The organism is Pseudomonas sp. SIMBA_041 (genome assembly GCF_046535095.1).
GTDB classification, from domain to species: domain Bacteria; phylum Pseudomonadota; class Gammaproteobacteria; order Pseudomonadales; family Pseudomonadaceae; genus Aquipseudomonas; species Aquipseudomonas mucoides.
On the sequence record NZ_JAWRXJ010000003.1, the window covers coordinates 544,493 to 560,074 of the forward strand.

At 60.4% G+C, this 15,582-nt stretch carries 13 protein-coding genes; 12 read left to right on the forward strand and 1 reads right to left on the reverse strand.

The features are described from left to right. The first annotated feature begins 145 nt into the window (after positions 1 to 145). From SB725_RS09535 to SB725_RS09545, 3 genes are read left to right on the forward strand one after another with little or no spacing between them, the layout of a single operon-like run. The gene (locus SB725_RS09535; protein ID WP_027923070.1) at positions 146 to 1,159 is read left to right on the forward strand and encodes an iron ABC transporter substrate-binding protein; all 1,014 of its coding nucleotides are present in this window, start codon (positions 146 to 148) and stop codon (positions 1,157 to 1,159) included. 3 nt (positions 1,160 to 1,162) lie between these two features. After that, positions 1,163 to 2,761 (forward strand): ABC transporter permease, encoded by a 1,599-nt coding sequence (locus SB725_RS09540; RefSeq protein ID WP_194940385.1) that lies wholly within the window; start codon positions 1,163 to 1,165, stop codon positions 2,759 to 2,761. Next, positions 2,758 to 3,828 carry an ABC transporter ATP-binding protein gene (locus tag SB725_RS09545; RefSeq protein ID WP_410921682.1) on the forward strand — a complete coding sequence of 357 codons (1,071 nt, stop codon included), beginning with the start codon at positions 2,758 to 2,760 and terminating at the stop codon, positions 3,826 to 3,828. Before SB725_RS09540 ends, SB725_RS09545 begins: the two co-directional genes overlap by 4 nt. 10 nt (positions 3,829 to 3,838) lie before the next feature. Here SB725_RS09545 and xerC read toward each other — a convergent pair whose 3' ends face one another. Beyond that, positions 3,839 to 4,777 carry a tyrosine recombinase XerC gene (xerC, locus tag SB725_RS09550; protein WP_059182917.1) on the reverse strand — a complete coding sequence of 313 codons (939 nt, stop codon included), beginning with the start codon at positions 4,775 to 4,777 and terminating at the stop codon, positions 3,839 to 3,841. Positions 4,778 to 5,162: 385 nt separating this feature from the next. Between xerC and arnB the strand changes: the two genes are divergently transcribed. The 9 genes from arnB to SB725_RS09595 are packed head-to-tail and all read left to right on the forward strand — an operon-like array spanning position 5,163 to position 15,549. After that, positions 5,163 to 6,311, forward strand: a complete 1,149-nt coding sequence (arnB, locus tag SB725_RS09555; RefSeq protein ID WP_027923066.1) for a UDP-4-amino-4-deoxy-L-arabinose aminotransferase — start codon at positions 5,163 to 5,165, stop codon at positions 6,309 to 6,311. After that, a complete protein-coding gene (arnC, locus tag SB725_RS09560) occupies positions 6,308 to 7,324 on the forward strand; it encodes an undecaprenyl-phosphate 4-deoxy-4-formamido-L-arabinose transferase (RefSeq protein WP_027923065.1) in 1,017 nt (338 codons plus the stop codon). Before arnB ends, arnC begins: the two co-directional genes overlap by 4 nt. After that, on the forward strand, positions 7,321 to 9,312 hold the full coding sequence (gene arnA / locus SB725_RS09565; protein WP_027923064.1) for a bifunctional UDP-4-amino-4-deoxy-L-arabinose formyltransferase/UDP-glucuronic acid oxidase ArnA: 1,992 nt from the start codon (positions 7,321 to 7,323) through the stop codon (positions 9,310 to 9,312). Before arnC ends, arnA begins: the two co-directional genes overlap by 4 nt. Next, a complete protein-coding gene (gene arnD / locus SB725_RS09570; RefSeq protein ID WP_027923063.1) occupies positions 9,312 to 10,196 on the forward strand; it encodes a 4-deoxy-4-formamido-L-arabinose-phosphoundecaprenol deformylase in 885 nt (294 codons plus the stop codon). The genes arnA and arnD overlap by 1 nt, the downstream gene beginning before the upstream one ends. After that, the gene (arnT, locus tag SB725_RS09575) at positions 10,193 to 11,842 is read left to right on the forward strand and encodes a lipid IV(A) 4-amino-4-deoxy-L-arabinosyltransferase (RefSeq protein WP_410921683.1); all 1,650 of its coding nucleotides are present in this window, start codon (positions 10,193 to 10,195) and stop codon (positions 11,840 to 11,842) included. Before arnD ends, arnT begins: the two co-directional genes overlap by 4 nt. Beyond that, positions 11,839 to 12,183 carry a 4-amino-4-deoxy-L-arabinose-phosphoundecaprenol flippase subunit ArnE gene (arnE, locus tag SB725_RS09580; protein ID WP_027923061.1) on the forward strand — a complete coding sequence of 115 codons (345 nt, stop codon included), beginning with the start codon at positions 11,839 to 11,841 and terminating at the stop codon, positions 12,181 to 12,183. Before arnT ends, arnE begins: the two co-directional genes overlap by 4 nt. Next, positions 12,180 to 12,581, forward strand: a complete 402-nt coding sequence (arnF, locus tag SB725_RS09585) for a 4-amino-4-deoxy-L-arabinose-phosphoundecaprenol flippase subunit ArnF (RefSeq protein ID WP_059182914.1) — start codon at positions 12,180 to 12,182, stop codon at positions 12,579 to 12,581. The genes arnE and arnF overlap by 4 nt, the downstream gene beginning before the upstream one ends. Then, entirely contained in the window at positions 12,578 to 13,957 is a 1,380-nt protein-coding gene (locus SB725_RS09590; RefSeq protein WP_027923059.1) for a UDP-glucose dehydrogenase family protein, read from the forward strand. The genes arnF and SB725_RS09590 overlap by 4 nt, the downstream gene beginning before the upstream one ends. Next, on the forward strand, positions 13,930 to 15,549 hold the full coding sequence (locus SB725_RS09595; RefSeq protein ID WP_410921684.1) for an ArnT family glycosyltransferase: 1,620 nt from the start codon (positions 13,930 to 13,932) through the stop codon (positions 15,547 to 15,549). The genes SB725_RS09590 and SB725_RS09595 overlap by 28 nt, the downstream gene beginning before the upstream one ends. The last annotated feature ends 33 nt before the right edge of the window (positions 15,550 to 15,582 follow it).

A 15,582-nucleotide genomic window follows, 5' to 3' on the forward strand; every position in this document is an offset into this window, starting at 1 on the left:
GACATGTATTAACGGTTTCTTTGACGTTTTTTTCTCATTTTACGTTCTACATTCCCTGCCATTCAAAACATGCAAATGATTCGCATTGATTGGCTAGCGAATCGCCGTGCATGACCACTAAGAAAGAACAGGAGCTGCCCCCGGAATGACGCCCTCTTTCCCTGCGTTTTTCAAAACCGCACTGCTGACCACCGCTCTGATCAGCGCCGGGCACGTGTATGCCGCTGAGACCGACGGCATCGTGGTCTACAACGCTCAACACGAAAGCCTGACCAAAGCCTGGGTCGAGGGTTTCACCAAGGAAACCGGGATCAAAGTCACGGTACGTAACGGCGACGACACCGAGATGGGCAATCAGCTCGTTCAGGAAGGCGCCGCTTCTCCGGCCGACGTGTTCCTGACCGAGAACTCCCCGGCCATGGTGCTGGTGGACAACGCGGGCCTGTTTGCACCGGTCGCGCCGACCACGCTGGAACAAGTCGATGCGGCTTATCGTCCGGCGCATGGCAAATGGGTCGGAATCGCTGCGCGCTCCACGGTATTCGTCTACAACCCGAGCAAATTACCTGCAGCCGATCTGCCGAAATCGCTGATGGACCTCGCCGGGCCCAACTGGAAAGGCCGTTGGGGCGCCTCGCCTGCCGGTGCCGATTTCCAGGCCATCGTCGCGGCCGTGCTGGAACTCAAGGGCGAAGCCGCCACCCTTGAGTGGCTCAAGGGAATGAAAGCCAACTACACCGCCTACCGTGGCAACAGCGCCGTGCTCAAGGCCGTCAACGCCGGCCAGGTCGACAGCGGTGTGATTTATCACTACTACAGCTTCGGCGATCAGGCCAAGACCGGTGAAAACAGCAAGAACACCGCCCTCTTCTACTTCAAGCATAAAGATCCCGGTGCCTTTGTCAGCGTCTCCGGTGGCGGCGTCCTGGCCTCCAGCAAACACAAAGAAGAAGCACAGGCACTGCTGAAGTGGATCACTGGCAAGGAAGGCCAGAAAGTCCTCGAAACCGGCAAATCGTTCGAATACGCCGTGGGCAAGAACGCACCGTCCAATCCTAAACTGGTGCCTTTGCAGCAGCTCGATGCGCCAGCAGTCGATGCCTCAAAACTCGACAGCAAAAAAGCCGTGGAGTTGATGACTCAGGCGGGACTGCTCTAATTGATTCCTGAAACCCTCCCAGGGGCTATCGCCACGGCGATGCCCTCGAACTTGCGACGACGCTCCCGTGGCGTCTTCACAGGTCGCGGCGGCGTGTGGGTGATCGGTTTGTCCGTACTGATCTCCCTCCTGTCGCTGCTGCCGATTGCCTTCGTCATCGGCGTGTCGATTCAAACGGGCTGGGCGGCCATCGTGCCGCTGGTCTTCCGGCCTCGCGTCGCTGAACTGCTGATCAACACCGTGTTGCTGGTGGTGATCACCATTCCGTTGTGCGTGATGCTGGGCCTGGCGCTGGCCTGGCTGACAGAGCGCACCAATCTGCCGGGCCGACGCACATGGTCACTGCTGGCCACCGCCCCGCTGGCGGTGCCGGCCTTTGTCCACAGCTATGCGTGGGTGAGCCTGGTGCCACCGATTCACGGGTTGTTTGCCGGCGTGCTGGTCTCGGTCATCGCCTACTTCCCGTTTCTGTACCTGCCGATTGCCGCCACCCTGCGCCGGCTCGATCCAGCCATCGAAGACGTCGGCGAATCGTTGGGACTCAAACCGTGGGCGGTGTTCTTTCGGTTGGTGCTGCCACAGCTGCGCCTGGCCATTTGCGGCGGCGCGTTGTTGGTGGGCCTGCATTTGCTCGCCGAATATGGCCTGTACGCGATGATCCGCTTCGACACCTTCACCACCGCAATTTTCGACCAGTTCAAATCCACCTTCAACGGCCCTGCCGCCAACATGCTGGCCAGTGTGCTGGCCCTGTGTTGCCTGGCGATGCTCACCGCCGAATCCGCTGCTCGCGGCACGGCGCGTTATGCCCGGGTCGGCTCAGGAAGCGCACGCTCTCAGCGGACTGTACGTCTGGGCTCACGGGATATCGCGCTCGGCCTGCTCCTGCAAGGCATCACCTGCGCACTGGCGCTGGGCGTGCCATTGATCACGCTGGGCAAGTGGCTGATTGCGGGGGGCACGCAAGTCTGGCAACTGGACGATCTGCTGCCGGCGCTGCAACAGACGTTGCTGTTAGGCGCTGCGGGCGCGGCCCTCACTACCTGCGCCGCGATCCCGATTGCCTGGCTGTCGATTCGCGCGCCGGGTCGACTGCAACGGGTGCTGGAAAGCTGCAACTACATCACCAGCTCGTTGCCGGGGATTGTCGTGGCGTTGGCCCTGGTCACGTTCACCATCCACTTTGCCCGGCCGATTTACCAGACCACGATCACCGTGTTGCTGGCGTATCTGCTGATGTTCTTGCCCCGGGCCCTGGTGAGTCTAAGGGCCGGTATTGCCCAGGCACCGGTGGAACTGGAAAACATCGCGCGCAGCCTCGGCCGCTCGCCGGGGCGGGCCTTGTGGCTGATTACCCTGCGCCTGGCCGCGCCGGGGGCCGCCGCTGGCGCTGCGCTGGTGTTTCTGGCGATCACCAACGAACTCACCGCCACCCTGCTGCTGGCGCCCAATGGTACGCGTACCCTGGCCACCGGCTTCTGGGCCATGACCAGCGAAATCGACTATGCCGCCGCTGCACCCTATGCCCTGTTGATGATCCTGCTGTCGCTTCCGCTGACCGGACTTCTTTATCACCAATCCAAACGAACGGCTGGCCGATGAACGCTCTTGAACTGCATGCCATTTCCAAGTCTTACGGCGACCATCAGGCGCTGGAAAACATCAACCTGTCGGTACCCGCCGGCAGTCGGACGGTGATTGTCGGACCGTCCGGTTCAGGCAAGACCACCCTGTTGCGGATGATCGCCGGTTTCGAATTCCCGGACACCGGCCGGCTCTCACTCAACGGCCAGACACTCGTCGACGAGACCCACGAGGTGCCGGCGCATCAGCGTTTGATTGGTTACGTGCCCCAGGACGGCGCCCTGTTCCCGCACATGACCGTGGCCGCCAATATCGGTTTCGGGCTTGCGAGCAAGGGCAGCGAAAAAAACGAGCGTATCGCCGAGCTGATGGACAGCGTGTCTCTGGACGCGAACATGGCCAATCGTTGGCCCCATGAACTCTCCGGCGGCCAGCAACAGCGTGTAGCGCTGGCACGGGCATTGGCGCAACAGCCGCGCCTGATGCTGCTGGACGAGCCGTTTTCCGCCCTCGATACCGGCCTGCGCGGCGCCATGCGCAAAATGGTCGCCCGGCTGCTGTCCGATGCTGGCGTCACCACCATCCTGGTCACCCATGACCAAAGCGAAGCGCTGTCGTTTGCCGATCAACTGGCAGTGATGCGCGACGGTCGGCTGGTGCAATCAGGCCATCCGCTGGATCTTTACCGCTACCCCAACGACGAACAGACCGCTCTGTTTCTCGGGGATGCGGTGGTCATGCCGGCCCGCATCGAAGCCGGCTGGGCCCATTGCGACCTCGGCCGGGTACCGGTGAACAACCATCGCAACAACAGTGCCGCGCAGATCATGCTGCGTCCCGAACAACTGCAACTGGTCAGCGCCCAGCCCAGTCCCACCGAGGCTACCGGCTGCCGCGCGGTGGTCACCGACCGGGATTTCAGCGGCAATACCTGCACATTGACCGTCGAGCTGGAAGCCCCGACTGCCGGCGAACTGACAGGACGGTCATTAACGGTTCGCAGCTCAGGCATGTATGCGCCCCCTGCCGGCAGCGCGGTTCACGTCTCGACCATCGGCCATGCCCACGTGTTCAGCGACGTTTGACAGCGATGCGTCAAAGATCAAAGCGATCCACTGCTCGGCGCCGCTCGTTGTCGTCGCGTACATCGTAATTGGCGGTGGTCTGGATGTTGCTGTGATGCGCCAGTTTCTGCGCGATCGATAAATCGTGCTCTTCAATCACGCGGGTGATGAATGAACGGCGAAAATCATGCGGCATGATCTTGACCCCGACTTCGGCACCGCGCTGGCGCGCGATGTAATAGATCGCATGTTTGGTCACGCGCTCACGGGTGATATGGCTGCCACGGCGAATGCGGTTGAACAGAAACGGGTCATCCACCTCGCCTTCCTTGAGCTGTGATCGACGGAACTCGAGCCAGGCTTCCAGCTTGGCGAAGGCCCAGGCCGGCGCGTACTTGATCAATTGCTTGTTGCCCTTGGCCGTCACCCGCAGGCTGCGCTCGGCAAAATCGACCTGCGACAGGTCGAGGTTTACCGATTCGGACTTGCGCATCCCCGAACCGTACAAAATCCCGATGATCGCCGCGTCCCGCAACCCTTGTGGGCGTGGATCGGCGGCACACACCGCCATCAACTCCTGGATCAGCGTGCGCCGCAAGTTGCGCCCTTGCGACAATCGGGTGCCGGCAATGCCTTTGACCGAGCGCATTTTCAGCAGGTGTTCCTGGCTGATCAGGCTCATGCGCCACGCCTCATTCATTACCCCGCGGATCGCGTTCACATACAACGAAGATGTGTTGGGCGCATAGCCGTCTTCGCGCAACGCCGCGACCAGCGCAATGGCATCTTCTGGCTGCAGCTGATGCCAGGGAATTTCCTCGATGTTCATGTCTTCGAAGCCCAACCGGTCGGCGGCATCCTGCAATACATAACGCATGGTCAGCTGACTGGAGGGCGCGAGCCGGGCCAGGTAGACCGTCAACGGGTTGGTCTTTGAAGCAACAGGATGGGTAACAGGTAAGTCAGTCAAACGAAACGGCCTTGAGTTAAAACACTGCAGTAAAACAACTAAGGATTGAAACATTCCTCATCTAAAGCGGAGACTTCCGTAGGACTTTTCTTCTGAAAACCACGATGAACGGCAGGAGTCTGAACAGTGCCTGTATGACGCTCAGATAAATGATTTGCCGACCGGGTTTTCATGTTCCTTTCACGAAATTGCGCATACCCTCAATGAGCTGCGACTGTCCCCCACAGGCCTCCAACGTGCCGACCGGAACAGAAAAAGTCAATTGATGCGATTTGTCACACTTTCGGTGTAACCAATTGAAGCAGCTTATTTTTTATCGACTACGCTTGCCTTGGATCCAACACATCCAGTATCAATGTTCGTCCAATTCCAGCCCGAGGTGCCCATGAGTCAGGCGTTTCTCCCCTTTTCCCGCCCAAGTATCGGCGATGAAGAAATTGCAGCCGTCGAGCAAGTATTGCGCTCCGGCTGGATCACCACCGGGCCAAAAAATCAACAATTGGAAGAGCAGTTCGCCAACTATGTCGGATGCCGCCACGCCGTTGCACTTTCCTCGGCCACCGGTGGCATGCACATCACCTTGCTGGCCTTGGGCATCGGGCCGGGCGATGAAGTCATTACCCCGTCCCAGACATGGGTGTCCACCGCCAACATGATCTGCCTGCTGGGCGCGACGCCGGTGTTCGTCGACGTCGACCGCGACACCCTGATGAGCGATCTGGACAGCATCGAGGCCGCCATCACCCCACGCACCAAAGCCATCATTCCGGTGCACTACGCGGGCGCTGCCTACGATCTCGACCCGCTGTATGCGCTGGCTGACAAACACGGCATTCCTGTCATCGAAGACGCCGCCCACGCCGCTGGCACCTTCTACAAAGGTCGTCATGTCGGTTCCAAGGGCACGGCGATCTTCTCGTTTCACGCCATCAAGAACATGACCTGCGCTGAAGGCGCGATGTTTGTCAGCGACGATGAAGCCCTGGCCAATCGGGTGCGCATGCTCAAGTTTCACGGCCTCGGCGTCGACGCCTATGACCGCCTGACTGGCGGCCGCAAACCGCAGGCGCAAGTGATTGAACCGGGTTTCAAATACAACCTGGCCGACATCAATGCTGCCATCGCCCTGGTGCAACTGGAGCGACTTGAAGAAATCAACGCTAAACGCACCCAGCTGGCACAAACGTACTTGCATCGCCTGGAAGGTTGCGCCGTGCAACCGCTGGCGATACCGACTTACCCGCAACAACACGCCTGGCACCTGTTTATCCTGCGCATCGACGCCGAGCGTTGCGGCCTGGACCGTGAAGCGTTCATGAAGGGCTTACAGGAGCAGAACATCGGCACTGGTATCCACTTTATCGCCACCCATTTGCACACGTATTATCGTCAGCGGTTCCCGAACATTTACTTGCCTAACACCGAATGGAATTCGGCCCGGCTGTGTTCGATTCCCTTGTTCCCCGACATGACCTGCGATGATGTCAATCGTGTGGTCGATGCCATTGAAAACGTTATGGACAGATCTCAGTGAAACCTTACCCAATCCGTTGCGTGTCGGTTGTTATCCCGGTCTACAACGAGCAAGACAGTCTGCCCGAGTTGCTGCGGCGTACCGAAGCGGCCTGTGCGCAGCTGCACCATGAATACGAAATAGTGCTGGTGGATGACGGCAGTCGAGACAACTCGGCGCAAATCCTCGAAGAGGCTGCCAGTCGCGAAGGCAGCCCGGTGGTCGCGGTCATTCTCAACCGCAACTATGGTCAGCATGCGGCAATCATGGCCGGTTTCGAACACTGCAAAGGTGATGTCGTCATCACGCTCGATGCCGACCTGCAAAACCCGCCTGAAGAAATTCCGCGACTGGTGGCCCAGGCCGAACTCGGTTATGACGTGGTCGCCACCGTGCGCAACAACCGTCAGGACTCGGCCCTGCGTCGCTGGCCGTCGAAACTGATCAACATGGCCGTGCAGCGCTCGACCGGCGTTGCCATGAGCGATTACGGCTGCATGTTGCGTGCTTATCGCCGGACCATCGTCGACGCGATGCTGGCCTGCCGAGAACGCAGCACCTTCATCCCGATCCTGGCCAACAGTTTTGCGCGGCACACCACGGAAATCCTGGTGATGCACGCCGAGCGCGAACACGGTGAATCCAAGTACAGCCCCATGCGCCTGGTCAATCTGATGTTCGACCTGATCACCTGCATGACCACCACGCCGTTGCGCCTGCTGAGCATCGTCGGTTTCGCCATGGCCGGCCTGGGTGTGCTGTTCGCCATGACCTTGATCTTCTTGCGCCTGGTGTTCGGCGCCGAATGGGCCGGGGACGGTTCGTTCGTGCTGTTCGCCGTGCTCTTCGTCTTCACCGGCGGGCAATTCATCGGCATGGGCCTGCTGGGCGAGTACCTGGGACGCATGTACAGCGACGTCCGCGCCCGCCCGCGCTTCTTTGTCGAAAAAGTCTTGCGTAGCCAACCCGCCGCACCCGCTCCCGTTGTCACCGTTGACGGCCTCACTTCCACTTCAGATCAGGTTCTCTCATGAGCGCAAAAGCTGTTGTCTTCGCCTACCACGATATTGGCTGTGCCGGTATCGAATCCCTGCTCGCGTCCGGCTTTGAAATTGCCGCCGTGTTCACTCATGCCGATGACCCGAAAGAAAACGCGTTCTACGGTTCCGTTGCGCAATTGTGTGCCCAAAAAGGCATCCCGGTGCATGCCCCTGAAGATGCCAACCATCCGCTGTGGATCGAGCGCATCGCCAAACTCAACCCGGATTACCTCTTCTCGTTCTACTACCGCAACCTGTTGACCGAGCCACTGCTGGCCACCGCCCGCAAAGGCGCCTTCAACCTGCACGGTTCGCTGCTGCCACGCTACCGCGGCCGCGCCCCGGCTAACTGGGTGCTGGTGAACGGTGAAACCGAAACCGGCGTGACCCTGCACCGCATGGTCAAGCGCGCCGATGCCGGCGCGATCATCGCCCAGCAAAAGGTTGCCATTGAACGCAGCGACACCGCGCTGACCCTGCACGGCAAATTGCGTGTGGCCGCGGCCGACCTGTTGCGCGACACCCTGCCTGCCCTGTTGCAAGGCAAAGTCACCGAAACGGCTCAGGACGAGTCCAAAGCCACGGTGTTCGGTCGCCGCACCGCCGCCGACGGCAAACTGTTCTGGAAGAAACCCGCTGAAGAACTGTTCAACCTGGTCCGTGCGGTTACCCAGCCGTACCCGGGCGCGTTCTGCGACGTGGGCGAGCACAAGCTGATTGTCTGGAGCGCCGAAGTGGCCAAGGGCAATGAAGGTCAGGCGCCGGGCCGTGTGATCAGCGTCGATCCACTGCGTATCGCCTGCGGCGAAGACTCGCTGGTGATCACCGCCGGTCAGCGCAATGACAACGGCCTGTACCTGAGCGGCCCGCAACTGGCCAACGAATTGGGCCTGGTCGACGGCTCCGTCCTGCGCGGCGCGGAATCCGGGCGCAAGCCACGTCGCACCCGCGTGCTGATCCTCGGCGTCAACGGCTTCATCGGCAACCACCTGTCCGAGCGCCTGCTGCGCGATGACCAGTACGAAGTTTATGGCCTGGACATCGGTTCGGACGCCATCGACCGCCTGCGCAGCCACCCGAACTTCCACTTCGTCGAAGGCGATATCAGCATTCACTCCGAGTGGATCGAGTATCACATCAAGAAGTGCGACGTGATCCTGCCGCTGGTCGCGATTGCCACCCCGATCGAATACACCCGCAACCCGCTGCGCGTGTTCGAACTGGACTTCGAAGAGAACCTGAAGCTGGTTCGCTACTGCGTCAAATACAACAAGCGCGTGATCTTCCCGTCGACTTCCGAAGTCTATGGCATGTGCCAGGACAACAACTTCGACGAAGACACTTCCAACCTCATCGTTGGCCCGATCAACAAGCAACGCTGGATCTACTCGGTCTCCAAACAGTTGCTCGACCGTGTCATCTGGGCCTACGGCCAGAAAGGCCTGAATTTCACCCTGTTCCGCCCTTTCAACTGGATGGGCCCACGTCTGGACCGTCTGGACTCGGCACGTATCGGCAGCTCCCGCGCCATTACCCAGCTGATCCTGAACCTCGTGGAAGGCACGCCGATTCGCCTGTTCGATGGCGGCGAGCAAAAGCGTTGCTTCACTGACATCGCGGACGGCGTAGAAGCCCTGGCGCGGATCATCGACAACGAAAACGACGCCTGCAACGGTCAGATCATCAACATCGGCAACCCTGAGAACGAAGCGAGCATTCGCCAGCTGGGCGAAGAACTGCTGCGCCAATTCGAAGCTCACCCGCTGCGCGACAACTTCCCACCGTTCGCCGGTTTCCGCGACGTAGAAAGCAAAGCCTTCTACGGCACCGGCTACCAGGACGTGTCCCATCGCAAACCAAGCATCGCCAACGCCAAACGTCTGCTGGACTGGACGCCAACCGTGGAGATGAGCGAGACCATCGGCAACACCCTGGATTTCTTCCTGCGTGAAGCCATGCTCGAAATCGCGGACAAGCGCTAATGCAGGCAGGCCTTCGAATCGATGTCGACACCTACCGAGGCACCCGTGAGGGGGTGCCCCGGCTGCTGGAAATCCTCGACGAAGCGCAGGTCAAGGCGACGTTCTTCTTCAGCGTCGGGCCGGACAACATGGGGCGCCACTTGTGGCGCCTGATCCGCCCGCAATTTCTCTGGAAAATGCTCCGTTCCAATGCCGCCGGGTTGTACGGCTGGGACATTTTGCTGGCCGGCACTGCCTGGCCGGGCAAACCGATCGGCCGTGACCTGGGGCATTTGATGCGCCAGGCTCAGGCCGCCGGGCATGAAGTCGGCCTGCACGCCTGGGATCACCATGGCTGGCAGGCCAATGCCGGACGCTGGAGCGACGCGCAACTGATCGAGCAAATCCGCCGGGGCGTCGACACGCTCAGCGACATCCTCGGAAAGAAGGTCGACTGTTCGGCCGCCGCCGGTTGGCGTGCGGACGAGCGCGTGATCGAAGCCAAGCAAGCATTCGGCTTTCGCTACAACAGCGACTGCCGGGGCCAGAGCCTGTTTCAGCCGACGCTGGCAAACGGTAGTTTGGGTGCACCGCAGATACCGGTGGACCTGCCGACCTTCGATGAGGTGGTTGGCCCAACGGTCGCTGCCCAGGACTTCAACGCGTTCATTCTTGACCGTTTTTCCCCCGACAAACTCAACGTCTACACCATTCATGCAGAAGTAGAAGGGATTCTGATGGCCAACGATTTCCGTCAGCTGCTGGCCGATGCGCGCCAGCGTGACATTCATTTCCAGCCCTTGGGCGATCTGCTGCCCGACGCGCCCAACACCTTGCCCACAGGACGTGTCGTACGCGGCACCCTTGAAGGTCGCGAAGGCTGGTTGGGAGTGCAAGGCGCATGAGCAAACGCTGGGCACTCCCCCTGCTGCTGGTCCTTTTCGTCCTGGGTTATCTGCTGCCACTGGGCACCCACGGCTTATGGATCCCGGACGAAACCCGTTACGCACAGATCAGTCAGCACATGCTCCTGAGCGGCGACTGGGTGTCGCCGCATTTCATGAGCGTGCGCTATTTCGAGAAACCGGCGGCGGGTTACTGGATGATCGCCGCCAGCCAGGCGCTGTTCGGTCAGAACCTGTTTGGCGTGCGGTTTGCCTCGGCGCTGAGCATGGGCCTGAGCGTGCTGCTGTGCTTCCTGATCGCCCGCCGATTGTGGAACGATCCGCGCAAGAGTTTTGCCTGCGCGCTGCTGTACATGAGTTTCAGCGTCATCGCGGGTCAGGCCGGTTACGCCAACCTTGATCCGCAATTCACCTTATGGGTCAACCTGAGTCTGGTGGCGTTGTGGTTTGCGCTGGACAGCGACGGCCGCCGGCAAAAAATCATCAGCTGGGCGGTGCTGGGTCTGGCCTGCGGCATGGGCTTCATGACCAAGGGTTTCCTGGCCTGGTTGCTGCCGGTGCTGGTGGCCCTGCCCTACATGATCTGGCAGAAACGCTGGAAAGAACTGCTGACCTACGGGCCTGTGGCGATTGTCGTGGCCATCGCGGTGAGCCTGCCCTGGGTGCTGGCGGTTCATTCGGAAGAGCCCGATTACTGGCGTTTCTTCTTCTGGCACGAACACATTCAGCGCTTTGCCGGTGAGGACGCCCAGCATGAAGAGCCGTTCTGGTTCTACCTGCCGCTACTGGTCGGTTTCAGTCTGCCGTGGGCGGCGTTGTTGCCGTCGGCGCTGAAACAGGCCTGGCAAACCCGACGCCAGTCCAGCATCGGCTTCCTGCTGCTATGGCTGGTGATGCCGCTGGTATTTTTCAGCATCAGCAAAGGCAAACTGCCCAGTTACATCCTGCCGTGCCTGCTGCCCCTGGCCTTGTTGCTGGGTCATACACTGGCTGACCGGCTGAAGCTGGAACAGGGACGGGTGCTGGGGCTCAACGGGTTGCTCAACCTGGTGTTGGGTCTGGTGACCCTGATCGCCTTGGTCTACCTGCAACTGAAAAAGCCGCTGTACGACCATGAACTGCACAACCTGGTGCTGGTGTTCATCGGTTTGATCGGCTGGATCATGGCCAACCTGCTGCAAGCCTTCAGGCCATTGCAATGCTGGGCTGCACCGGCATTCGGCAGTTTGCTGCTGATCGGCTTGATACCCGCCGGACTGCCTAACTCGGTGGTCGCCAACAAGACCCCCGACCAATTCATCCTCCATCACACGGATGAACTGGTGCAGACCGGCAAATTGCTGAGCAATGATCTTGGCGCCGCATCGGCGCTGGCCTGGCGCATGAAGCACCCGGATGTGTCCTTGTACAACTCGGTAGGCGAATTGAAATATGGTCTCGCCTATCCTGACTCGGCACAGCAACTGGTCACTGTCGGCCAGGTTCAGCAGTGGATGCGCGACGCCCGCCGCAGCGGCTCCGTCGGTGTGGTCATGCGGGTCAAGGGTGAGGACGAATTGCAGGAAATCGAATTGTTGCCCAAGGACGGTAAACGCTATGAACAGGGCAACCTGGTGATCCTGATTTTCCCTCAGGAGGCGCCATGAGCCTGCTACTGGTTCTGGTCGCGTGCCTGTTGACGTGCCTGGGTCAGATTGCGCAGAAATACGCCGTGGAGAGCTGGCGTGGCCAGGCTTCGGGATGGGGCGCGAAACTGCGCTCGCCCTGGCTGTGGCTGGCGCTCGCCGCGCTCGGGTCAGGCTTGCTGGTCTGGCTGCTGGTGTTGCAGCGCCTGGAAGTCGGCATCGCCTACCCGATGCTCAGCCTCAATTTCGTATTGGTCACCCTGATCGCCCGCTTCGTCTTCCACGAAACCATTGATCGCCAGCACTGGTTCGGCGTCGCACTGGTGATCGGTGGCGTGGTTCTGCTGGGGCAACACGCATGAGCCTGCGTCGCGGAATCACGTTCGCCCTGGGCAGCGTGGTGCTGGGCAGCGCGGCGCAACTGGGCATGCGCTGGAGCATGACGCGCCTGCCCTCGCCGGAAAACTGGCTGACCGCCAGTTTCGAACCGGTCCCGGTGCTGGTCGTGCTGAGCGCGATCCTGGCCTACGCCCTCTCGATGCTCTGCTGGCTGGCCGCCCTGCGCGACTTGCCGCTGGGCCGGGCCTACTCGCTTTTGAGCATCAGCTACGCGCTGGTGTACGTGCTGGCCGCCAGCCTGCCGCTGTTTCACGAATCGTTCAGCCTTTCCAAGACCGTCGGGGTGGCATTGATCATTCTCGGGGTCATCACAATCAACTCTCGTTCAGTCCGTGCGACCGAACTCCGGGGTGCGTCATGAAAATCAGTGTATTTGGTAGCGGTTATGTGGGCTTGGTCCAGGCAGCTGTCCTGGCTGAAGTTGGCCATGATGTGGTCTGCATGGACATCGACGAGAAAAAAGTCGCGCTGCTGCAACAGGGCCACGTGAGCATTTTCGAACCAGGGCTGGCCAGTCTGGTACGTGAAAGCCTGGAAGCCAGACGACTGCAGTTCACCAGCGACGAAAAGCTGGCCGTCCAGCATGGCGAGGTGCTGTTTATTGCAGTGGGCACGCCGTCCCGGGACGATGGTTCGGCGGACCTGAGCTATGTGATGTCGGTCGGTGATGCCGTGGCGCGGCATCGCGAACAACCGGTGATTCTGGTGGAAAAGTCCACGGTCCCGGTGGGCACCGGCGACGCGTTGCAAGCACATATCGACAAGGCCCTGGTGAAAGCTGGCCGTGTGTTGCAGTTCGATATCGTTTCCAACCCCGAGTTTCTCAAGGAAGGTTCGGCCGTCGCCGACTGCCGGCGCCCGGACCGGATCATCATTGGCTGCGAACGTGACGAAGTGCGCGAAGTAATGCGCGACCTCTATGCACCGTTCAACCGCAACCACGACCGCGTCATGTTCATGGACCTGCGCAGCGCCGAACTGACCAAGTACGCCGCCAACTGCATGCTGGCCACGAAAATCAGCTTCATCAACCAGATTGCCGAACTGGCCGAACACCTGGGCGCCGACATCGAATCGGTGCGTCTGGGCATCGGCGCCGACTCGCGCATCGGTTATCACTTCATTTACCCCGGCTGCGGTTATGGCGGCTCGTGCTTCCCCAAAGACATGCGCGCACTGATTCACAGCGCCCAGGAAGCGCACTGCTCCAGCGACCTGCTGCAAGCGGTGGAAGCGATCAACGAGCGTCAGAAACACAAACTGTTCGAGCGGATCAACGCGTTCTACCGTGGTGATCTGCGGGGCAAGACCTTTGCCGTCTGGGGCCTGGCGTTCAAGCCCAACACCGATGACATGCGTGATGCGCCGAGCCGGGTCCTGCTGGAATCGCTGTGGGCCGCCGGAGCCAATGTCCGCGCGTATGATCCGGAAGCGATGCAGGAAACCCAAAAACTCTATCCGAATGAATCGAAGCTGATGCTCATGGGGACGCCCGAATCGGTATTGACCGGCGCCGATGCCTTGATCGTCTGCACCGAGTGGCAACAGTTCAAGGCCCCGGATTTCGACCTGATCGAACAACGTCTGAACGCTCCCGTGATCTTCGACGGACGCAACCTGTACGACGCCGAACGCCTTGAACGCAGCGGTTTCAAATACTTCCCGATGGGCCGTGGCGAGTCACGCAACCTGCCGATCCCGCTTCAGCAATGGCCGGCAGACTCGGTCGTCGCGTGATCACCCTGTCACCCACCCGCCAGCAGTCCCTGGGCATCGGGTTACTGGCACTGATCCTGTTCAGTGCCGGGGTTTATCAGCAGGCGGCCATCGGTTTCGATTCGCGGTTCGTCATGTTTGCCCAGGAAATGCTGCGTAACGGGCCATCGGTGTTCCCCACCACCTATGGCCAGCCTTACGCCGACTACTCCGCCCTTTCGACGCTATTCATCTGGCTGCTGTCCTTGCCATTCGGGCAGGTCAACAGCCTCAGCGCCTGGCTGCCGAGCGCGATGGCGGGTGCGGTGATTGTCACGCTGATGTATCGCTTGCTGGCGCCCTACTCCCGACGCTGGGCGCTGCTCAGCATTGCCTTGATGCTGATGACCAGTACGTTCATCACCGAAGCTCGCGCGGTGTCCCAGGACCTGATACTCGCGGCGGTCGCGTTTTCGGTGTTTTACCTGGGGTATGCCGCCGACCACTTCGCGGCACAACGCCGCTGGTGGCTGATATTTGCCCTGTTGGTCCTCGGCTTTGGGGTGCGCGGACCGATCGGGCTGGTGGTGCCCACAGGCATTCTGTGCAGCTACTTTTTGCTCAATCGCCAATGGCGGCATTTGTTCGGCTTCGGCCTGACAGCCGCCGTGTTGTTGGCCGTGAGCATCGGCACATTGTTGTGGCTGGCCGACACCGAAGGCGGCCCGGCCTTCATGCAAGACGTGGTGCGCATGCAGTTCATGGGGCGCATGGACGGCAGCGAAGGCGCCAGCGGAGCGCTGTATTATTTCACCAGTTCGATGGGCAACTATGCGCTCGCCTATCCGCTGGCCTGGCTTGCGTTGGCGGCGATTGCGCTGACCCGACCGCGCCAGGCAGGCCCGGCATGGCGCCTGTTGCAGTACTGCATGGCGGCCGGGTTGATTGTGATGATCGGGTTGTCGATCCCGCAGGCGAAAAAGGCCCGTTATCTACTGCCGATGTTGCCGATGGCGGCGATTATTGCGGCGTATCCGTTTCAGGTCGCGCAAGGGCGGTTGTTTGCCGCGTTGCGCGGTTTGATGCAGGGGTTATGGTTGCTGATCCCGATACTCATGATCGTTGGATTGGTGGTCGCTCAGCGCCGGTTTCCCGAGCAACTGACGTCGATCCGCTCGATCGTGATCCTGCTCGGCGTGTTGCAGGCCATCGCCCTTGCCACGCTGTTCAAGCCCCGTTGGCGCGCAGAGACGCTGGCTTTTTGCGCGGTGCTGGCGGTGTGGTCGGTGTACATGAGCGTGTTCGAACCGGTTGAGCGTCGGCTCTATGACACCCGCACATTCAGCCTTGCCGTCTATGAGCAGGTTAAAAAAGCGCCGGCGCCATTGGTGCTGCACAGCATGGGCAAAGATGCCAAGGCGATCAAATTCATGGTCAATATCCCGCATGACTTGCAGCCGCTGTTTACCGACTCGATCCCGGAACTGCAAAGTCTCTCCGGACCCGCGTGGTTGATGATGGACCTGAACGCCTACATCGCCTTGCAAGGCACTGCGCTGGGTAACTTGCAACCGGTGTTGAGCGGGCGATTCGACAAGAATGATTTCGTGCTGCTGCATAAACAAACCCCGTAGAACGGCGCACAGAAAGTTGCTGTTAGCGACCCC

What these genes read in the sequence shown, in the direction of transcription:
- SB725_RS09535 (WP_027923070.1), top strand. Translation starts at nt 146, where the DNA reads ATGACGCCCTCTTTCCCTGCGTTTTTCAAAACCGCACTGCTGACCACC.
- SB725_RS09545 (WP_410921682.1), top strand. Translation starts at nt 2,758, where the DNA reads ATGAACGCTCTTGAACTGCATGCCATTTCCAAGTCTTACGGCGACCAT.
- arnB (WP_027923066.1), top strand. Translation starts at nt 5,163, where the DNA reads ATGAGTCAGGCGTTTCTCCCCTTTTCCCGCCCAAGTATCGGCGATGAA.
- arnA (WP_027923064.1), top strand. Translation starts at nt 7,321, where the DNA reads ATGAGCGCAAAAGCTGTTGTCTTCGCCTACCACGATATTGGCTGTGCC.
- arnD (WP_027923063.1), top strand. Translation starts at nt 9,312, where the DNA reads ATGCAGGCAGGCCTTCGAATCGATGTCGACACCTACCGAGGCACCCGT.
- arnT (WP_410921683.1), top strand. Translation starts at nt 10,193, where the DNA reads ATGAGCAAACGCTGGGCACTCCCCCTGCTGCTGGTCCTTTTCGTCCTG.
- arnE (WP_027923061.1), top strand. Translation starts at nt 11,839, where the DNA reads ATGAGCCTGCTACTGGTTCTGGTCGCGTGCCTGTTGACGTGCCTGGGT.
- arnF (WP_059182914.1), top strand. Translation starts at nt 12,180, where the DNA reads ATGAGCCTGCGTCGCGGAATCACGTTCGCCCTGGGCAGCGTGGTGCTG.
- SB725_RS09590 (WP_027923059.1), top strand. Translation starts at nt 12,578, where the DNA reads ATGAAAATCAGTGTATTTGGTAGCGGTTATGTGGGCTTGGTCCAGGCA.
- SB725_RS09595 (WP_410921684.1), top strand. Translation starts at nt 13,930, where the DNA reads ATGGCCGGCAGACTCGGTCGTCGCGTGATCACCCTGTCACCCACCCGC.